Origin of the sequence: Streptococcus sp. SS4, from assembly GCF_030440125.1 — a bacterium.
GTDB lineage: Bacteria > Bacillota > Bacilli > Lactobacillales > Streptococcaceae > Streptococcus.
The window spans coordinates 1-16,386 of the sequence record NZ_JAQFJM010000005.1 but is presented as its reverse complement, the minus strand read 5'-3'; the positions used below and the strand labels follow the sequence as shown (position 1 = coordinate 16,386).

16 protein-coding genes and 1 riboswitch are annotated in these 16,386 nt (G+C 39.5%); of the genes, 10 read left to right on the top strand and 6 right to left on the bottom strand.

The genetic code is table 11. The features are described 5' to 3' along the window. Positions 1–32: 32 nt before the first annotated feature. From PCY16_RS05235 to PCY16_RS05225, 3 genes are read left to right on the top strand one after another with little or no spacing between them, the layout of a single operon-like run. Positions 33–968: a polysaccharide deacetylase family protein gene (locus PCY16_RS05235; protein WP_060971760.1), complete on the top strand. Its 936-nt coding sequence runs from the start codon at positions 33–35 to the stop codon at positions 966–968. Between the two features lie 49 nt (positions 969–1,017). After that, positions 1,018–1,770 carry a tRNA1(Val) (adenine(37)-N6)-methyltransferase gene (locus tag PCY16_RS05230; RefSeq protein WP_195413449.1) on the top strand — a complete coding sequence of 251 codons (753 nt, stop codon included), beginning with the start codon at positions 1,018–1,020 and terminating at the stop codon, positions 1,768–1,770. 16 nt (positions 1,771–1,786) lie between these two features. Beyond that, complete coding sequence (locus PCY16_RS05225; protein WP_073688086.1) at positions 1,787–2,056, top strand: GIY-YIG nuclease family protein; 270 nt, start codon at positions 1,787–1,789, stop codon at positions 2,054–2,056. Positions 2,057–2,257: 201 nt separating this feature from the next. On the opposite strand, the gene PCY16_RS05220 is transcribed toward PCY16_RS05225, so the two are convergent. The 3 genes from PCY16_RS05220 to PCY16_RS05210 form a co-directional block, all read right to left on the bottom strand. Beyond that, positions 2,258–3,844, bottom strand: a complete 1,587-nt coding sequence (locus PCY16_RS05220) for a DEAD/DEAH box helicase (protein WP_008535313.1) — start codon at positions 3,842–3,844, stop codon at positions 2,258–2,260. A gap of 194 nt (positions 3,845–4,038) precedes the next feature. Next, positions 4,039–4,944, bottom strand: coding sequence for a magnesium transporter CorA family protein (locus PCY16_RS05215; protein WP_070577045.1), 906 nt, complete (start codon positions 4,942–4,944; stop codon positions 4,039–4,041). Positions 4,945–4,956: 12 nt separating this feature from the next. Further along, positions 4,957–5,337 carry a PH domain-containing protein gene (locus PCY16_RS05210; RefSeq protein ID WP_002891573.1) on the bottom strand — a complete coding sequence of 127 codons (381 nt, stop codon included), beginning with the start codon at positions 5,335–5,337 and terminating at the stop codon, positions 4,957–4,959. A 103-nt stretch (positions 5,338–5,440) separates the two neighbouring features. Next, positions 5,441–5,560, top strand: a riboswitch (TPP riboswitch). Between the two features lie 79 nt (positions 5,561–5,639). Here PCY16_RS05210 and thiT point away from each other — a divergent pair. The 3 genes from thiT (at position 5,640) to PCY16_RS05195 (ending at position 8,541) form a co-directional block, all read left to right on the top strand. Continuing rightward, positions 5,640–6,215 (top strand): energy-coupled thiamine transporter ThiT, encoded by a 576-nt coding sequence (gene thiT / locus PCY16_RS05205; RefSeq protein WP_070577048.1) that lies wholly within the window; start codon positions 5,640–5,642, stop codon positions 6,213–6,215. A gap of 167 nt (positions 6,216–6,382) precedes the next feature. Then, the gene (locus PCY16_RS05200; RefSeq protein WP_070577050.1) at positions 6,383–7,246 is read left to right on the top strand and encodes a helix-turn-helix domain-containing protein; all 864 of its coding nucleotides are present in this window, start codon (positions 6,383–6,385) and stop codon (positions 7,244–7,246) included. Between the two features lie 116 nt (positions 7,247–7,362). Continuing rightward, positions 7,363–8,541, top strand: a complete 1,179-nt coding sequence (locus PCY16_RS05195) for a ryptide export MFS transporter (protein WP_070577052.1) — start codon at positions 7,363–7,365, stop codon at positions 8,539–8,541. 469 nt (positions 8,542–9,010) lie between these two features. Here the strand turns inward: PCY16_RS05195 and PCY16_RS05190 are convergent, their stop codons facing one another. Further along, complete coding sequence (locus PCY16_RS05190) at positions 9,011–10,555, bottom strand: peptide chain release factor 3 (RefSeq protein ID WP_002884210.1); 1,545 nt, start codon at positions 10,553–10,555, stop codon at positions 9,011–9,013. Positions 10,556–10,873: 318 nt separating this feature from the next. On the opposite strand from PCY16_RS05190, the gene PCY16_RS05185 reads away from it, so the two are divergent. Beyond that, positions 10,874–11,872, top strand: a complete 999-nt coding sequence (locus tag PCY16_RS05185) for a hypothetical protein (RefSeq protein WP_195413448.1) — start codon at positions 10,874–10,876, stop codon at positions 11,870–11,872. 62 nt (positions 11,873–11,934) lie between these two features. On the opposite strand, the gene PCY16_RS05180 is transcribed toward PCY16_RS05185, so the two are convergent. Next, positions 11,935–12,600, bottom strand: a complete 666-nt coding sequence (locus PCY16_RS05180; RefSeq protein ID WP_070577056.1) for a TIGR02206 family membrane protein — start codon at positions 12,598–12,600, stop codon at positions 11,935–11,937. Positions 12,601–12,689: 89 nt separating this feature from the next. Beyond that, positions 12,690–14,063 carry a UDP-N-acetylmuramoyl-tripeptide--D-alanyl-D-alanine ligase gene (gene murF, locus PCY16_RS05175; protein ID WP_021143734.1) on the bottom strand — a complete coding sequence of 458 codons (1,374 nt, stop codon included), beginning with the start codon at positions 14,061–14,063 and terminating at the stop codon, positions 12,690–12,692. 142 nt (positions 14,064–14,205) lie between these two features. Here murF and PCY16_RS05170 point away from each other — a divergent pair, with 142 nt between their 5' ends. From PCY16_RS05170 to PCY16_RS05160, 3 genes are read left to right on the top strand one after another with little or no spacing between them, the layout of a single operon-like run. After that, positions 14,206–14,901 carry a hypothetical protein gene (locus PCY16_RS05170; RefSeq protein ID WP_225791462.1) on the top strand — a complete coding sequence of 232 codons (696 nt, stop codon included), beginning with the start codon at positions 14,206–14,208 and terminating at the stop codon, positions 14,899–14,901. After that, a complete protein-coding gene (locus tag PCY16_RS05165; RefSeq protein WP_070577060.1) occupies positions 14,870–15,598 on the top strand; it encodes a hypothetical protein in 729 nt (242 codons plus the stop codon). The genes PCY16_RS05170 and PCY16_RS05165 overlap by 32 nt, the downstream gene beginning before the upstream one ends. Further along, positions 15,567–16,337 (top strand): hypothetical protein, encoded by a 771-nt coding sequence (locus tag PCY16_RS05160; RefSeq protein ID WP_225791426.1) that lies wholly within the window; start codon positions 15,567–15,569, stop codon positions 16,335–16,337. Before PCY16_RS05165 ends, PCY16_RS05160 begins: the two co-directional genes overlap by 32 nt. The last annotated feature ends 49 nt before the right edge of the window (positions 16,338–16,386 follow it).

The window sequence follows — 16,386 nt, the reverse complement described above, 5'->3', positions numbered from 1 at the left end:
CACTTTCTAATAGTTTGAGCTATAATGTAACTATGAAAAAATGTATTGAGATTATAGGGAAAAACAGGAAGGCACTTAATCTATGCCTTATTATTGCTAACTTGGCCGTACTGGCTATTCTAGGCTTTGTCTTGTCACAACGCCACAGCTCTAAAGCTGAACAAGTAGCTCAGACTGAAAAAACTGAACAAGTAGCTAACGGAGCAAGTTCTTCTTCAGAACAAGCTAAAGAAAACGACAAAACACAACTCAAAAAGGGTAGTAACCATAGCATTGAAGCCTCTGATTATGCCTACGACGTTACTGCTGTTAATAACACTATCCGTGGTGTATCTCAAGATGTTGACGATAAGGTTGTCTTTTTAACCTTCGATGACGGAATTGATCCTACTTTGACACCAAAAGTCATGGATATCTTGAAAGAATACGGTGTTCATGCCACATTCTTCCACATTGGGAATACCATTAGTCAGGAAAATGCGGACATCCTCAAACGCCAAATTACAGAAGGACACGCTATTGCTAACCATAGCCTAAGCCACAACTTTAACCTACTTTATCCTGGGCGTGTTCCAAACCAAAGTCAAATTGTTTCTGAAGTTGACCAAACCAATGCCAATTTCCAAGCCATCCTAGGTAAGGACTTTAAAACAAGAATTTTCCGTTACCCTGGTGGTCATATGTCATGGCAAGGATTGGAGGCAACTGACCATGCTCTCGCCAATCAAGGTATCCAGTGGATTGACTGGAACATGCTCTGTGGAGATGCAGAACCACTCTCTGTTCGTCCAACCACATCTGAAACTATGATGGCCTACATGGATGGTTCTCAACAGTATTTCCCTGAAAGTCATGTTAAGGTTGTCCTTATGCATGACACTGCTGGTAAGGAGCTGACTGTTCAGACCCTTCCACAAATTATCGAATATTTCAAAAATCAAGGATATACCTTCGGTGTCCTAGAGTAATCACTCGCAACAGTTCCTTTGGGAGCTGTTTTTTGTTACAATAAAAACTATGACAAATCCAATTTTAAAAGATGGAGAACGCATTGACCAGCTCTTCTCCACAGATGTGAAAATCATTCAAAATAAGGAGGTCTTCAGCTACTCTATTGATAGCGTCCTCCTCTCTCGGTTTCCAAAAATTCCAAAGAAGGGATTAATCGTCGACCTCTGTTCCGGAAATGGTGCCGTGGGTCTCTTTGCCAGCACACGCACTGAGGCACCGATTACCTTGGTTGAGTTGCAAGAACGCCTGGCTGATATGGCCAAGCGTTCCGTAACTCTTAATCAACTAGAGAATCAAGTGACTGTTGTCAATGACGACCTAAAAAATTTGCTTGACCATGCCCCACGATCTCAGGTGGACCTTATCCTCTGTAACCCTCCCTACTTTAAGGCGACAGAAACGTCTAAGAAAAATCTGTCAGAGCATTACCTCTTGGCCCGCCACGAAATCACGACGAATTTAGAAGAAATTTTCCAGGTCGCTCGTCATGCCCTCAAATCTAATGGACGCATTGCTATGGTACATCGTCCTGACCGCTTTTTGGATATCATTGACACCATGCGCCAGTACAATCTAGCACCTAAACGCATCCAGTTTATCTACCCTAAGATAGGACGTGAGGCAAATATGCTCCTAATTGAAGCCATTAAAGACGGTTCAACAGATGGCTTGAAAATCCTCCCACCTCTTTTTGTGCATAAGGAAAATGGCGATTATACTGACGAAATTTATGAGATTTACTTTGGAAAAAAAGGCTGAAAGTGAGTCCTAAACGATGGCAGAAAAGGATAGCAAAGCCTACATGTATGTGGTTGAGTGTGCTGATGGCACCCTCTATACAGGCTACACCACAGACGTCGAACGCCGCCTCAAAACCCATAACTCAGGCAAAGGCGCCAAGTATACCAGAGCCCGCCTACCAGTTAAACTCCTCTACTCAGAAGCCTTCGCCAGCAAACCTGAAGCCATGAGCGCCGAAGCACTCTTTAAGAAAAAAAGCCGAGAGAAAAAACTAGCTTATATCAAAGAACACACGGAAAAATAACCGTGTGTTTTTTGACTTTACTTGAGACTACTTCTACTTTCTCATAATAACTATTTTACTCTTATAATATTTGGGCTTTCATAAAAAAATACTATAATTAGAAACTTTGAAAAAGTTCGCTGACATCCGCACTCACCTAAGGGAAGTCTCAAAAAATAGGTTTATGAAAAAAAGCTCTATTTCATAGAGCGTTTTCATTGTTTATTTATCACCCTTGTTACGGATAACAAAGCCGTTTTTCTTTTCGCTTGAGGTACGGTGTGGGCGTTTATTGCCATGATTTTCGAAGTCACGGCTATTTTTCTTAGACTTGCGTTTGAAGTCACGACGGCCACCGTCTCGGTCATCGCGGTTACGGTCGCCACGGTATCCACCACGACGGTTGTTATCGCGACCACGGTTGCCACGGCCACCTTTGCCGCCTTTACCGCCAAAGCCACCACCTGAGGGTTTGAATGGCAATGGTTTTTCACGTGCGATTTCCACTTCTGGCATTGTCTCTGGGTCTTGAACGGTCAAGCTCAAGATGTAAAGGGCCAATTCTTCAGGTGTGAATTCTTGAGCCAATTTAACCGCATCGCCCTTGAACTTGTCAAAGTTAGAACGGATAGCTTCATCCGCAAAGTCACGTTCGATTTTCTTAAGGGCAACTTTCTTCTTAGCCTGGAAGGCTTCTTGAGCTGTTGGTGGCTTAAGACCTTTCATGCGTTTCTTAGTCAAGTTTTCGATGATTCCCAAGTAACCCATTTCGTTTGGAGCAACGAAAGTAATCGATTGACCTGATTGGCCTGCACGGCCTGTACGTCCAATACGGTGAACGTAGCTTTCTGGGTCTTGTGGGATATCGTAGTTGTAGACGTGAGTGACACCTGAAATGTCAAGACCACGCGCCGCAACGTCTGTGGCAACTAAAATATCGATTTGGTCGTTCTTGAAGTCACGGATAACACGAAGACGTTTGTTTTGGTCAAGGTCACCGTGGATACCTTCTGCACGGAAACCACGAAGTTTCAAACCACGTGTCAACTCGTCCACACGACGTTTGGTACGTCCAAAGACGATTGACAATTCAGGTTGGTCAACATCCATAAGACGAGTCATGGTATCGAACTTCTCTTGTTCCTTCACTCGGATAAAGTATTGGTCAACGTTAACATTGGTCAATTCTTTAGCCTTGATTTTCACATGCTCAGGATCTTTCATGAACTGAACGCCAATACGTTTGATAGCATCAGGCATAGTTGCTGAGAAGAGAAGGGTTTGACGTTCTTCTGGTACTCGGCTAATGATAGCTTCAATGTCTTCAAGGAAGCCCATGTTAAGCATTTCATCCGCTTCATCCAAAATCAAAGTCTCGATATTATTGAGTTTAAGAGCCTTACGTTTGATAAGGTCAAGGAGACGACCTGGTGTCCCTACTACAATGTGGGCACCTGAACGGAGGGCCTTAATTTGTTTCTCAATGCTAGAGCCACCGTAGACTGAGCGAACCTTAACGCCTTTGTCACGACCAAAACGGAAAAGCTCTTCTTGAGATTGCACTGCCAACTCACGTGTTGGGGCAATCACAAGGGCTTGGATTGTATTTTCTTCTGTACGAATTTTATCTAGGGTCGGCAAACCAAAGGCAGCTGTTTTACCAGTACCAGTTTGGGCCTGACCGATAACATCCTTACCTTCAAGAGCGAGTGGAATCGTCAACTCTTGGATAGGTGATGGCTTTTCAAAACCAGCAGCAACAACAGCTGATTGGATGTCTTCTGATAGGTTTAAATCTGTAAATTTCAAAGTATTCTTCTTTCTATTTGAAGGCGGTGCGAAGCCACCTTATGAGACTTGGTTGTGTAGTATGTTAACTACCTGTATTTAATAGTCGTTTATTTTAACAACTCATCTAGTCTATCATATTTAAGAATAAAAAGACAGTGAATAACGTTTTAAAACCGCCTCCAATTTGAGAAGACGGTTTCACTCACTAATTATTATTTATGGACCAACCAACGCAAGTAGCGGGCCAAGACAAAACAAAGAATCGCACTACCGATAATGATGAAAATCCAGGCTGGACTGACAGTCATAAACGGTAGAGGAACATTCATCCCAAAGAAACCGGTAATAACGGCAAGAACTCCCAAGAGTACCTCAATAATGGTCAGATTGCTCAAGTTGTTGTTCAGGTTGTTGTTTAGGATATTGTTATAAGAACCTGATAGTTGCTGTAAGACCTTAGAAATAAGATCCGTCATGGCAACCAACTGCCTGGCTTCAATCATGGCATCATCAAACTGTTCTTTTTCGACCTCATTGAGACGACGATAAATGGCGTGCCCCTTGATGTGTTCCAAAAGAAGACGGTTTTGTGTGGCTGCAGCTACCAAATAGACCATGCCTGTTTCCAAATCTGAAAGGTCGTAAAGATTCTTACTCGTCGTTGTCTGTTTTAGGCGTCGACTAACCTCATCTTTTTGCTGATCCAAGCGTTCAATGACGGGATAGTAGGCATTTGAAATCATCTCAAGGCCTGCAAAGAGCAATTTGTAGATAGACAAATCCTCATGGTTATCCACATAATCTTGCATCTTGCTTATCACATAAGCGTTATCCTCGTTACTAATGGTCACCAAACGTGTATCTTGAACAATAAAGGTCAGAGGAATGGTTTCATAGTATTCCTTGTCCTTTTCAAGCGCCAGAACGTTATAGATAAAGGTGATTGTCCCAGTCTCACGGTTGTAGTCCATGTGAGCTCGTTCATTTTTATCCAAGGCATACTCTATGGTTTCTTGGTCAATATCATACTTGGTATAAAGATAGGATTGCTCAGAAATAATATCTGAGTCAATATTAATCCAGTGACGCTTATAACCCAGTTCTTTTTCAATAAACATTTTTCTTCCTCATTACTCTAGCACTGCTGCTGCCAAAGCTTGTTGGATTTCAAAGACATTATTATCACTCTTAAATTGAAGCACTTCTGCAGGCTCAAGTGCTGATGAAATCCAAATCTTAAGTTCAGCATCTAGGTCAAAGTGGCCCGAGCTCTCTACAGTGAAACGAGAGATTGAGTGATAAGGGATAGACTTGTAAGAAGTCTTCTTCCCTGTAACACCTTGTTTATCGACTAAAATCAAGCGCTTCTCTGTAAAGACAATCAAGTCACGAACAAGGGCATAGGCTAACTCCACCTGTTCACCTGGAATTAAGATGCCCTCCAATTGGCGCTCAACCTTATCATTATCTTTTTTAGATGCATTGCCAAGCAGTCCTGAAAAAAGTCCCATAGTTATTTCTCCTTTTTTATTGTAAAGATAATCCTTGCTTTAACTATACCACAATTTTAGGATTTCAGACACTTGCAGAAATGGGTTTCTGGTAGTACAATTAAGGAGTCACAAGAGGAGCAATTGCTGAGAATGGCTAGCTTGAATTTTTTCTTCAAGACTGCCTAAACTCTTACCACCTGATCAGGTTAGAACCTGCGTAGGGATGTGTCTCAAAATAGATTGAAATAGAAGAACTTCTATGACAACGTTTTGATGTGGCAAAAATAGCCAATCAAGACGATTGGTATAGGAGGTTTTTTATGTCGAAAACAAGTATTCGACCAATGATTGAGGTTGCACTCTTTGCAACCATTGCTTATATCCTGGACCTAGTTACTCAGCCCATGTCACTAGGCCCTTGGATTTCCCTTTCCTTTAAGATGGTGCCTATCTTTCTCCTCAGTTTTCGCTGGGGCTTAAAAGCTGGTGCTATGGGCGGTCTTATCTGGGGGCTACTTCAAGTTGTTACAGGGCAAGCCGCCGGTGGTTGGCTGACCTTGACACAAGGTTTTCTGGAGTACTTTGTCGCCTTTAGTCTGATTGGTATCAGTGGTGTGGTCAAACCAGCCCTTGATAAAGCCATTAAACAAGACAATAAAGTCAAGTCTCTGATGCTTATCACTGGAGGTATTCTGCTTGGTAGCTTTGCTCGTTACCTCATTCACTTTATAGCCGGTGTCATCTTTTGGGGAAGCTATGCCCCTAAGGGACAAAGCCCTTATCTCTATTCACTCATTGTCAATAGCTCATCTTTCCTAGGAGAAACATTGGCCAGCCTTATTGTTTTCTTCGCCCTACAACGATTCCTAGGCAGATTACTCAATACGGAAAAATAAAAGAAACCATAGGACAGTCTTAATTGGCAGTCCTATGGTTTTTTGTGTGTTTATAAAAAACAGCAATCATTGCCTATTCACAGTAATAACCTCACTTTTGTTTTCCTGTATTTTATGTTAAGATACAAAAAAATATATATTCCCATATATGCAAACTGGAGGCTTCCATGAAAAAATTTGGAGCAATTTTTAAAAAATTTCGTAAATCAAGAGGGATACGATTAAAAGATGTCGCAAAAGCTGGTATCTCGACATCTCAACTGTCTCGTTTTGAAAAAGGACAGACAGACTTAACCATTACAAAGTTTATGTTAATATTAGACGAGATTAATATGCCTATTGACGAATTCATGTATGCTGTCCATGATTTTCATCGTGATGATCTGAATGAGCTATTGTCAAAAATTCGACTTTTTGTATCAACTCATGATATCGATGGATTAAAGAAGTTACTTAATTCTCAATTAGAATCAGAACCTAAACGAGAGAAGTTTCATCACATTAATACTATTTTATTAAAAATTCGCTTGCAGGATTTATCGGGAGAAAGCTATTATACACAGCAAGACCTAACCGATTTAACCGATTATCTATTTAGTATTGAGTACTGGGGTTATTATGAATTATTGATTTTTGCAAATACCTTAGATGTGTTGAACCATGAGACTCTTATGGTTTTGGCAAAGGAGATGTCTAGAAGGTCTGATTTTTACAAAGAGATTCCTAATAATCGACGCATGATATCAACCATGTTATTAAATGTTTATATTACATGCATAGAAAGAGAAGAACTCATTGATGCACTGTATTTTGAAAAACAATTAAACCAATGCTTTTTTATCGAGACTGAAATTTATGAACGATTGGTTTTTCAATATGCACAAAATTATTATCAATATAAAAAAGAAGGAAATAATCAGTCCATTATCGAAATGAAAAAATATATTGGGGCCATGAAATTGGCAGGGAGCGAGCATATTGCAAAGACTTATGAAGCACATTTAAAAAAATTGATAGAGGAAAATAGTTAGAAAGCATATATGGGAATTTATTAAATAAGATTATTATTCTTGTAAAATTATTTTGTTTAAAAAATATGTGAATCCAATTTCATTTCCTGATTTGGTAACCGATATGGAGAAACGATATGTCTAAATCCTTTCTGAAATTACTTCTCTCTCAATTATTTGCTAATTTAGCTGACATTTTCCTCAGGGTATCTCTCATCGCAAACATCTACGTCATTACAAAATCCGTTATTGCGACCTCAATGGTTCCGATTCTAATCGGATTATCAGCTTTCGTGGCAAGTCTTCTAGTGCCATTGGTGACTAAAAAACTAGCTCTAAATAGAGTTCTTTCATTCACTCAATGTGGAAAGACTTTTTTATTAGCAATACTCCTTGTAATGCTCATTAAGGCTCAATTTGTTCCAGCCTTAGAAATGTATATCTTTGTTGTCGCTATTTCTATCTTAGATGGCTTTGCGTCGCCCGTATCTTATGCCATGATTCCTAGATATGCCACAAATTTGGGAAAGGCAAATGCTGCCTTATCAATAAGTGGTGAGGGAGTGCAATTGATTGGTTGGGGACTGGGAGGACTCCTTTACGCTTCGGTTGGCCTATTTTCTACAATGTTGATAGTCCTATTTCTTTATCTTCTTTCTACTTCTGTGATGCTCTTTCTCCCTCAGGCTAAAATAGAGCAGTTAGAGTCGGAGACTAATCTGGATACTCTAGTAAAAGGATGGAAGTTAGTTGCAAAAAATCCTAAATTAAAGTTATTTGTCCAAGCAAATTTATTAGAGGACTTCTCCAATACAATCTGGGTGTCATCTGTAATCCTTGTTTTTGTAACCGAGGTGTTAAAACAAACTGAAAGTTACTGGGGCTACTCAAATACAACCTATTCCCTTGGTATCATTTTAGGTGGAATAATTGTCTACAAACTATCCGAAAAGTTTTTAGCTCATAAGTGGAAAAGTATTCTCTTTCCACTCTTAGCAATGGCGACCATCACAGCCAGTATCCTCTTTTTCTCAAACACACAAACATTTTTATTTTTCTCAAGTTTAATCGGCTTCTTTTCTCAGTTAAAAGAAGTCCCTGAAAGTGTCTTTCTTCAAGAAACTGTGGATGAAAATCAGTTAGTACATGTTTATTCTGTATTTGAAGTCATTTCAACCCTTGCTTTTTCAGTTTTCGTCTTTCTGATGAGTTCTATTACTGAAAAATTTGGAATTATAACAAGTTTCTGGCTATCAACAATTTGCATACTTTTAGAAGCTGGCTTGATTTATCATAATCGTAATTATCTAAAGTAATTAATCATAGGTATACTTGATAACTATTAGGTTTATAAAAAATATAGGACTATCTGATTAGATAGTCCTATATTTTGTGTTGTTTTAGAGACGTAGCGTAGATATCATTATTAAGATATTACGACACGAAGTCAGACGAATCGATATTATTCGTCTGACGTAGTTAGTGAGACGGCTAGCTAGACACAAGATAGAGGTTAGCGTCAAAAGATGAACGATTTACATAAACTATACATAATATTACGACATGAGAAAACGGAAACGATATTTTTCCGTTTTCGAGTTAGTGAGGAACTTAGCCACGGTCTCATAGTATGTAGTGTAGATATCATTATTAAGATTTTACGACACGAAGTCAGACGAATCGATATTATTCGTCTGACGTAGTTAGTGAGACGGCTAGCTAGACACAAGATAGGGGCTAGCGTCAAAAGATGAACGATTTAAAATCGTCATCTTTTGTGCCGTATTACATCTTCTCTTCCAATGTTACATCTGGATATTTATCCGCAAACCAACGAAGGGCAAAGTCATTTTCAAAGAGGAAGACTGGTTGGTCAAAGCGGTCTTTGGCCAAGATATTTCGGCTTGATGACATGCGTTCATCGAGGTCCTCAGGTTGAATCCAACGCACAGTCTTTTTACCCATTGGTGTCATAACGACTTCGGCATTGTATTCATTTTCCATACGGTGTTTGAAGACTTCAAACTGAAGTTGACCAACGGCACCAAGCATGTATTCGCCTGTTTGGTAGTTGGTGTAGAGCTGGATGGCTCCTTCTTGCACCAATTGTTCGATTCCTTTGTGGAAGGACTTCTGTTTCATGACGTTTTTAGCAGAAACTTTCATGAACAACTCAGGCGTAAAGGTTGGTAGTGGCTCAAATTCAAATTTGTTTTTACCTACAGTAAGGGTATCACCAACTTGGTAAGTTCCTGTATCGTAAACCCCGATAATATCTCCAGCAACGGCATTTTCGACATTTTCACGAGATTCGGCCATGAACTGAGTGACGTTAGAGAGCTTAGCTCCTTTACCTGTGCGGGTTAGATTAACACTCATACCACGCTCAAATTCACCAGAAACGATACGAACAAAGGCAATACGGTCACGGTGACGTGGGTCCATATTGGCTTGGATTTTGAAAACAAAACCAGAGAAATCCTTGTTGAGAGGATCAATCTCGTCACCATCCACTGTCTTGTGACCATGTGGTTCTGGTGCAAATTTGAGGAAGGTATCGAGGAAGGTTTGAACCCCAAAGTTAGTAAGGGCAGAACCGAAGAAGACCGGTGTCAATTCACCAGCTAAAATAGCTTCTTCTGAGAATTCATTACCCGCTTCTGTCAAGAGTTCAATATCTTCTTTAGCTTGCTCATAGAATGGGTTGTTGGCAAAAAGAGTATCCCCATCTTCAATCTTGGCAAAGCGCTCATCACCTTTGTAAAGCTCCAAGCGTTCGTTATAAAGGTCGTAAAGTCCTTCGAAAGCTTTACCCATACCGATAGGCCAGTTCATTGGGTAACTGGCAATACCAAGCACTTCTTCCAACTCTTCCAAGAGGTCAAGTGGCTCACGTCCATCACGGTCCAATTTGTTCATGAAGGTGAAGACAGGAATCCCACGGTGTTTGACAACTTCGAAAAGTTTTTTGGTTTGGGCCTCGATACCTTTGGCTGAGTCAACAACCATGACGGCAGCATCAACCGCCATAAGGGTACGGTAGGTATCTTCTGAGAAGTCCTCGTGCCCTGGGGTATCAAGGATATTGACACGTTTACCCGCATAGTCAAACTGCATCACAGATGAGGTTACTGAGATACCACGTTGTTTCTCAATATCCATCCAGTCTGATTTGGCAAAATTTCCGGTTTTCTTACCTTTTACGGTACCAGCTTCACGGATTTCACCCCCAAAGTAAAGCAATTGTTCAGTGATTGTTGTTTTACCGGCATCGGGGTGAGAGATGATGGCAAAAGTACGGCGTTTTTTGATTTCGTCTTGAATGCTCATAGTTTTCTTTCTTCTTTAAAAATTATCTTTTTGTTACTTTTCCTTAGTGGTATGGATGTCAGCAGCTTCTTTGTAAATCTCAAAAATCCCATGTCCCAGAGCTACTAATGGCAATAGGTTTTTTACCAGAACGAAAAGCAAGATCGTTGTAGCTCTTCTTTCAGAAAATTTCTGTCTTTTGAAAGCTACATTTGTTGTCGAGGCTTGCGATAATTCTCGCAGGCACAGCTCTTTTATTATATCCAAATTACAGTGTGAAAGCAATTCTGAAAGCGTTTTGTGTTAGAATAAAACAAATAAAATAATTGGGAGATTGTTATGGAATTTGTTGGAGTACTTGTTTTTATAACCCTTGTGGGAATGATTTTTAATGCCTACTTTCTGATTTTACCTTCACTTGTCTTACCTTCATTTGGTACGAAAAAGCATCAGATTTGGATATATTCTGCTGTTCTAGCTATAATCAACTGTTGCTTGTTTCCTATATCCCTTTTTCTGATTCCAAGTATTATATACACATTAAATATTTTTGCCTTATGTAAAAGTTTTTCAAAAGGCAAAGGACATAAAGCGGTTTGGATTGCACTAGAAATATTTTGCTTATTATTATCTCCAATTCTAGCAGTCTACCTCTTTGGTTTTATGTTTGCCTTAGACGATTACTATTACTACCTATCTCTAATCATCCCACCATTTTGGGTTATGTGGATTTGGTCATGTCTTAATCTGAGCAAGAAAATCAAAATAAACAAAATTATACTACACAGCACGATTGCAATCCTGCTCGTTCTTCCAACATTGACTATTTATGGCTATCGACATAACCCAACTGTATACGGTCGTAAGGTCTCTATCAACAGAGACGGCTTTAAACACATTTACTGGAACGAGCAGATTTTAGAACACGCCAAACATGTTGAACAGGTGATTGCCCTTGATATTATAGACAACTATGAAAATGTTGAGAGCATTAAATTTACTGACGTTTATCAAAATAAATACTATTTTGAATCTCCAGATTCGTCTAACCGTTTTGAAGTTAAAGTACTTATCAATGGTAAATACGAAGCAACCTATGATATCAATTTATCTGCAAAAGACCCTATCGATCCAGAAGACAAATATGATAAAGGGGTTGAACTATATAGAATGTCATCTTATGGCCCTAATTTCATCTCAGAGAAGAAAAATCTAAAGAAAGACAAAATTTTTACTCTTAAAGATTTAAATAATCCAAAATATCAAAAACTGCTTAAAAATACTGATATCACCTACTACCAGAAAAATGATATTTATAAACTAAAGAAAAACAACTAAGTCTGGTTTAGAAAAGATAAAAGCACGCTATCAACTTTCTGATAGCGTGTTTCTTCATTTATTTAATATTTCCTTTCAAAATGCTCCAGACCTTTTTTCATGATGATCATGAGAATAATCAGAGCTCCTGAAACAGCAAGGTATTTGACAAGTAAGGGAGTTCCCATAATAAATGGTGTGTGTTTAAGCATGCCATAGTTTCCACCGATGGTCTGATTAACTATTACCAAAGCTAGATTTAGTAATAAGGTAGCCACCACAATCAGCCGCTTGCTGATGGGATGAGTTTTATAACTATTAAAGATGACATTGAGGCTATTGACCAGTAGGGCATAGTGGCCAATTAGGAAAGAAAAGCCTGTGATATGTGGAAACTCATAGGGATCAAATACTGGATAAATCAATGCACAGTAGGTCCCGATGACTCCCATAATAGCGAAATAGCTCTTTATTCTACTATTTTTCAGGAGGAGAACAGCAAACATGGCCATGCGGCAATGGTAAAGGGGCAGACTAATGTAAAGTGGAAAGCCCTGCCAGAGGTACCAAGTATAGAGGGCAAAGAGTTGAATGGCTTGGATAGTGAGAAAGGTCCAACGCCATATCTTATTCTTATACCAACGCCAACTCAAGTAACTCAGAAGTAGCATCGCCAAAAGCATGAGCAAATAATAGGGCAAAGGTATCTGAGGTGGATGAGTTTGGGTGGTTGTCAAAAAATTCTTCATTCTCTTCTCCTGCTGAAATTACTATGCCTGCTATTATATCAAATTTCAGGGTAAAGCAAAAACCTGCTTTAGAGAGCAGGTTAGAGAACTTAATTCTTAGCTTGTAATTCTTCCACGACCTTAGCTAGGTTCATAGAGTTAGAGCCCTTGAGCAAGATTTGATCGTGCTCGCCTAGGCTTTCTTTGATTTGTTTGACCATAGCGTCAAATTGGTCTTCGTCAGCTGTTTTCTTGAAATAATAAACATGACCAAGTGGAAACATTTGGCTAGCAAGTTGCGACAATTCTGCAATATCCTCACCGTAGAAAATCACCGTATCAATAGCATCTGGTGTCAGGCTTAGAATCATCTGTGTGTGAAGTTGCACGGACTGTTCACCGAGTTCTTTCATATCGGCTAAGACAGCGATTTTCTTACCTCCTTCATTCTTAGGAATGGCTGAGAAGGTCTCCAAAATGAGCTTCATGGCTGTTGGATTGGCATTGTAGACATCTGAAAGGATGTCGGCACCGTTAGCTGCTTTTTTCCATTCAGTACGGTTCTTTGTAAGCTGCAAGTTAGCAAGAGCTGAGAGGATATTTTCCTCAGTTACACCCAAGTGTTTTGCGACATAGGCAGCAACCATGGCATTTGTGGCATTATATTTTCCAGTAACTGGCAAGGTAACTTGTCCGTCTAGGAAATTCGTTGAGAAGGTGAGGTGATCCTTGAATTCTGTTAACTCAGAGACCGTAAGCTCCGCACCATCCCCAAAGCGTACAACTTCAAGATTGCTTGGCAAGAATGGATCGACGATAGGATCACTAGGTACAAGCAAGAGACTAGCATCAGGCATACCGTCTTGCATTTGCATTTTACCTTGAGCAATCTTGTCACGACTACCGAAGAATTCCAAGTGAGCCTCTCCGATTAAGGTAACAACAGCTGTTTTTGGCTTCGCCAAGGTTGACAAGAGGTGAATGTCTCCCATGTGGTCTTGCCCCATCTCAAGGACGATTTTCTCCGTATCATCAGGCATGTGGAGGGCTGTATAAGGAAGACCAATCTCATTGTTGTAATTACCTTGGGTTTTGTAAGTACGATAGGTTGTGGCCAAGATATCATGAATCATGTCCTTGGTCGTTGTCTTACCGTTAGAACCAGTCACCGCAATAACGTCAACACCGGTCTTTTCAAGATAGTAGGCAGCTAGTTTTTGGAAGGCTTCAAGAGCATCATCGACTAGAATGTGAGCTTGATCAGCCGATAATTCTTTTTCTGTGAATGTCGCTAGAGCACCATTGTCAAAGGCTGTTTGGATAAAATCATGTCCATCACGCGCACCTTTGAGCGGCAAAAAGAGGTCGCCCGCTGTAATCTTACGGCTATCAAACTCAATCTGGTTAATGGCAACATCTTCATAGGCTGTGACATCATTTTTAGCGCCAACAACCTTGGCAATTTCATGGAGTGTCAGTTTCATCTTAAAATCCTCTGTTTTATTTTTACAAGTCTGGCAAGAAATAAGATTTTCTTGCCCGCAATCACTCCCAATTATATCACAAATCAGGCTAGCTTTTGCTTGGGAGATGAATTTGTTACAATGGTTGATGAAAGGATTAGGTATGACAAAGAAAAAATTAATCAACCTCTCTAAAGGAGAGGAAAATATAAATAGCGACTGCCAAAGTATTGAAGAACCTAAAGGATGGCGGTTTGATTGGAGAAAGATCATCCCACTAGAGCCAACATCTGAATTGATTATCTTAGTGCTGCTTGCACTGCTGTATGGTGGTTTTTATTATTACGATCATTATACCGTCAACAAAGATAACATTTATGGTCTCTGGCAATCTGATCATCATAAGTTAGCGATTTCCTATAAGCATATTCGCAAGCGAGGAAATATCGACTGGCAAGTCGTACAGGATGGTAAGTATATTATCTATGCTGCTAGAACTCGCCCGGTCAAGCGGCTTAATGACGGGACTCTTCACATGGAGCTCTACACTGTGGAAGGCTACCTGACAGACCTCCCCACCAAGGACGGCTTCAGCTATATGGATTTCTATCTTCGCAAAAATAATTATCTTACCTATGACGGTGAGTCCTACAAGCGTATCAATTCTGGAAACAAGACTATTACTTGGAAAGATGGTTCTACCAGCCCTTATGGTGAACGGAAAACCACTATAGATGAGGTTTTTGAAGCCTTCTATTTGATACTTATGGGGATTTGCTCATTTCTTATCATTATAGAGGCTCGGCAAAAGAGGAGAGAAAAACTCAATGAGACACCAAACAAACAGAAAATACGCTGACCGAAAGAAACTCAATCGAAAGTATCAGTCACGAAAAGCATATCGAAAAGAACAAAAATGTAAAACGGGATGGCGAGCACGCTGGGATAAATTTACAGACCGTTTAGCTAACATTTTGGGGATAGGTTTCCTAATCATCTTACCTATATTCATTATCTATGTTATTTTCTTTGATCATAACGTATATAAAGACAGTATCTATGGTCTTTGGCAATCTGAAAGCCATCAGCTTGCCATATCCTACGAAGGAGGTTACAAGTCAGGTAAGCGCAATTGGGAGATTGTTCAGGATGGAAATGTCCTCATCAAAAATGCACGCATCGATGATATTAAACACTTCGAGGATGGTACCCTCTACATTGAAGTTTACGCTGAGGAACGCCTACTTTCAGACCTCCCCGCTAAAAACGGCCTCAACTATTTGAATATGTACGTTCGTAAAGACAATTACCTGACCTATAATGGTGAATCTTACAAACGGATTGATGATGAAAACAAGAGCATTACCTGGAAAGATGGTTCAAAATCTCCTTATGGTCAACGAATAACCTTGTTTGATCGTCTGGAACCTTATATCTTTTTTGGAATTATTGGTTCTATGATTTTGTATGCCATTTTTGTCGATTGGAGAATAAAAAGAAATCTAAAAAGGAAAAATAGGCTAAATGAGGCATCTACTAAAGAGAAAATACGCTGACCGACAGAAAATTAATATAAGTGACCATTCACAAAATGAATATCGAAGAACACAAAAGTACAAAACTGGATGGCGAGCACATTGGGGTAAATTCGAAGGCCGTTTAGTCAAGATTTTGAGTATTTGTTTTCTAATCATGGTACCTATAGTCAACATCTATATTAGATTCTTTTATGATGGTATCAGTGAAAATAGTATCTACGGGCTATGGCAGTCTGAAAACCACAAGCTTGCTATTTCCTATAACGAAGGAGGAAGAAGTCGTAAGTACGATTGGGAGATTGTACAAGATGGAAAACTCCTTATCAAAAATGCTCGAACTCAGAAAATTAAAGGTCTTAAAGATGGAACCATCTACATTGAAGTTTACGCCAAGGAAAGTCTGTTTTCAGACCTTCCCACAAAGCACGGCTATAACTATTTGAATATGTATGTACGGAAGGATCATTATTTGACTTATAATGATGAGTCCTACAAAAGGATTGATGATAGGGACAAAACCATTACTTGGAAAGATGGCTCTACCTCGGTCTATGGTGAACGCAAAACTTTTTTTGATTATATTGACTCTTTTCTTTTTTGGGGAATGGTGGGAACCGCTTTCTTGTCAATTATTGTCATTGGGTGGAGAAACATAAAAAGTAAAAAGGTGAGAAAAAAAGGCTCTATAATTTCTGTAGTGGGTAAAACTACTGTAGAGATTATAGAGCTTTTTGAATGCAGACAAAAAGTCCCATAAGAACTATAATGAAAAGCAACCAAACCATCATTAGGAAGAACTTATGAGA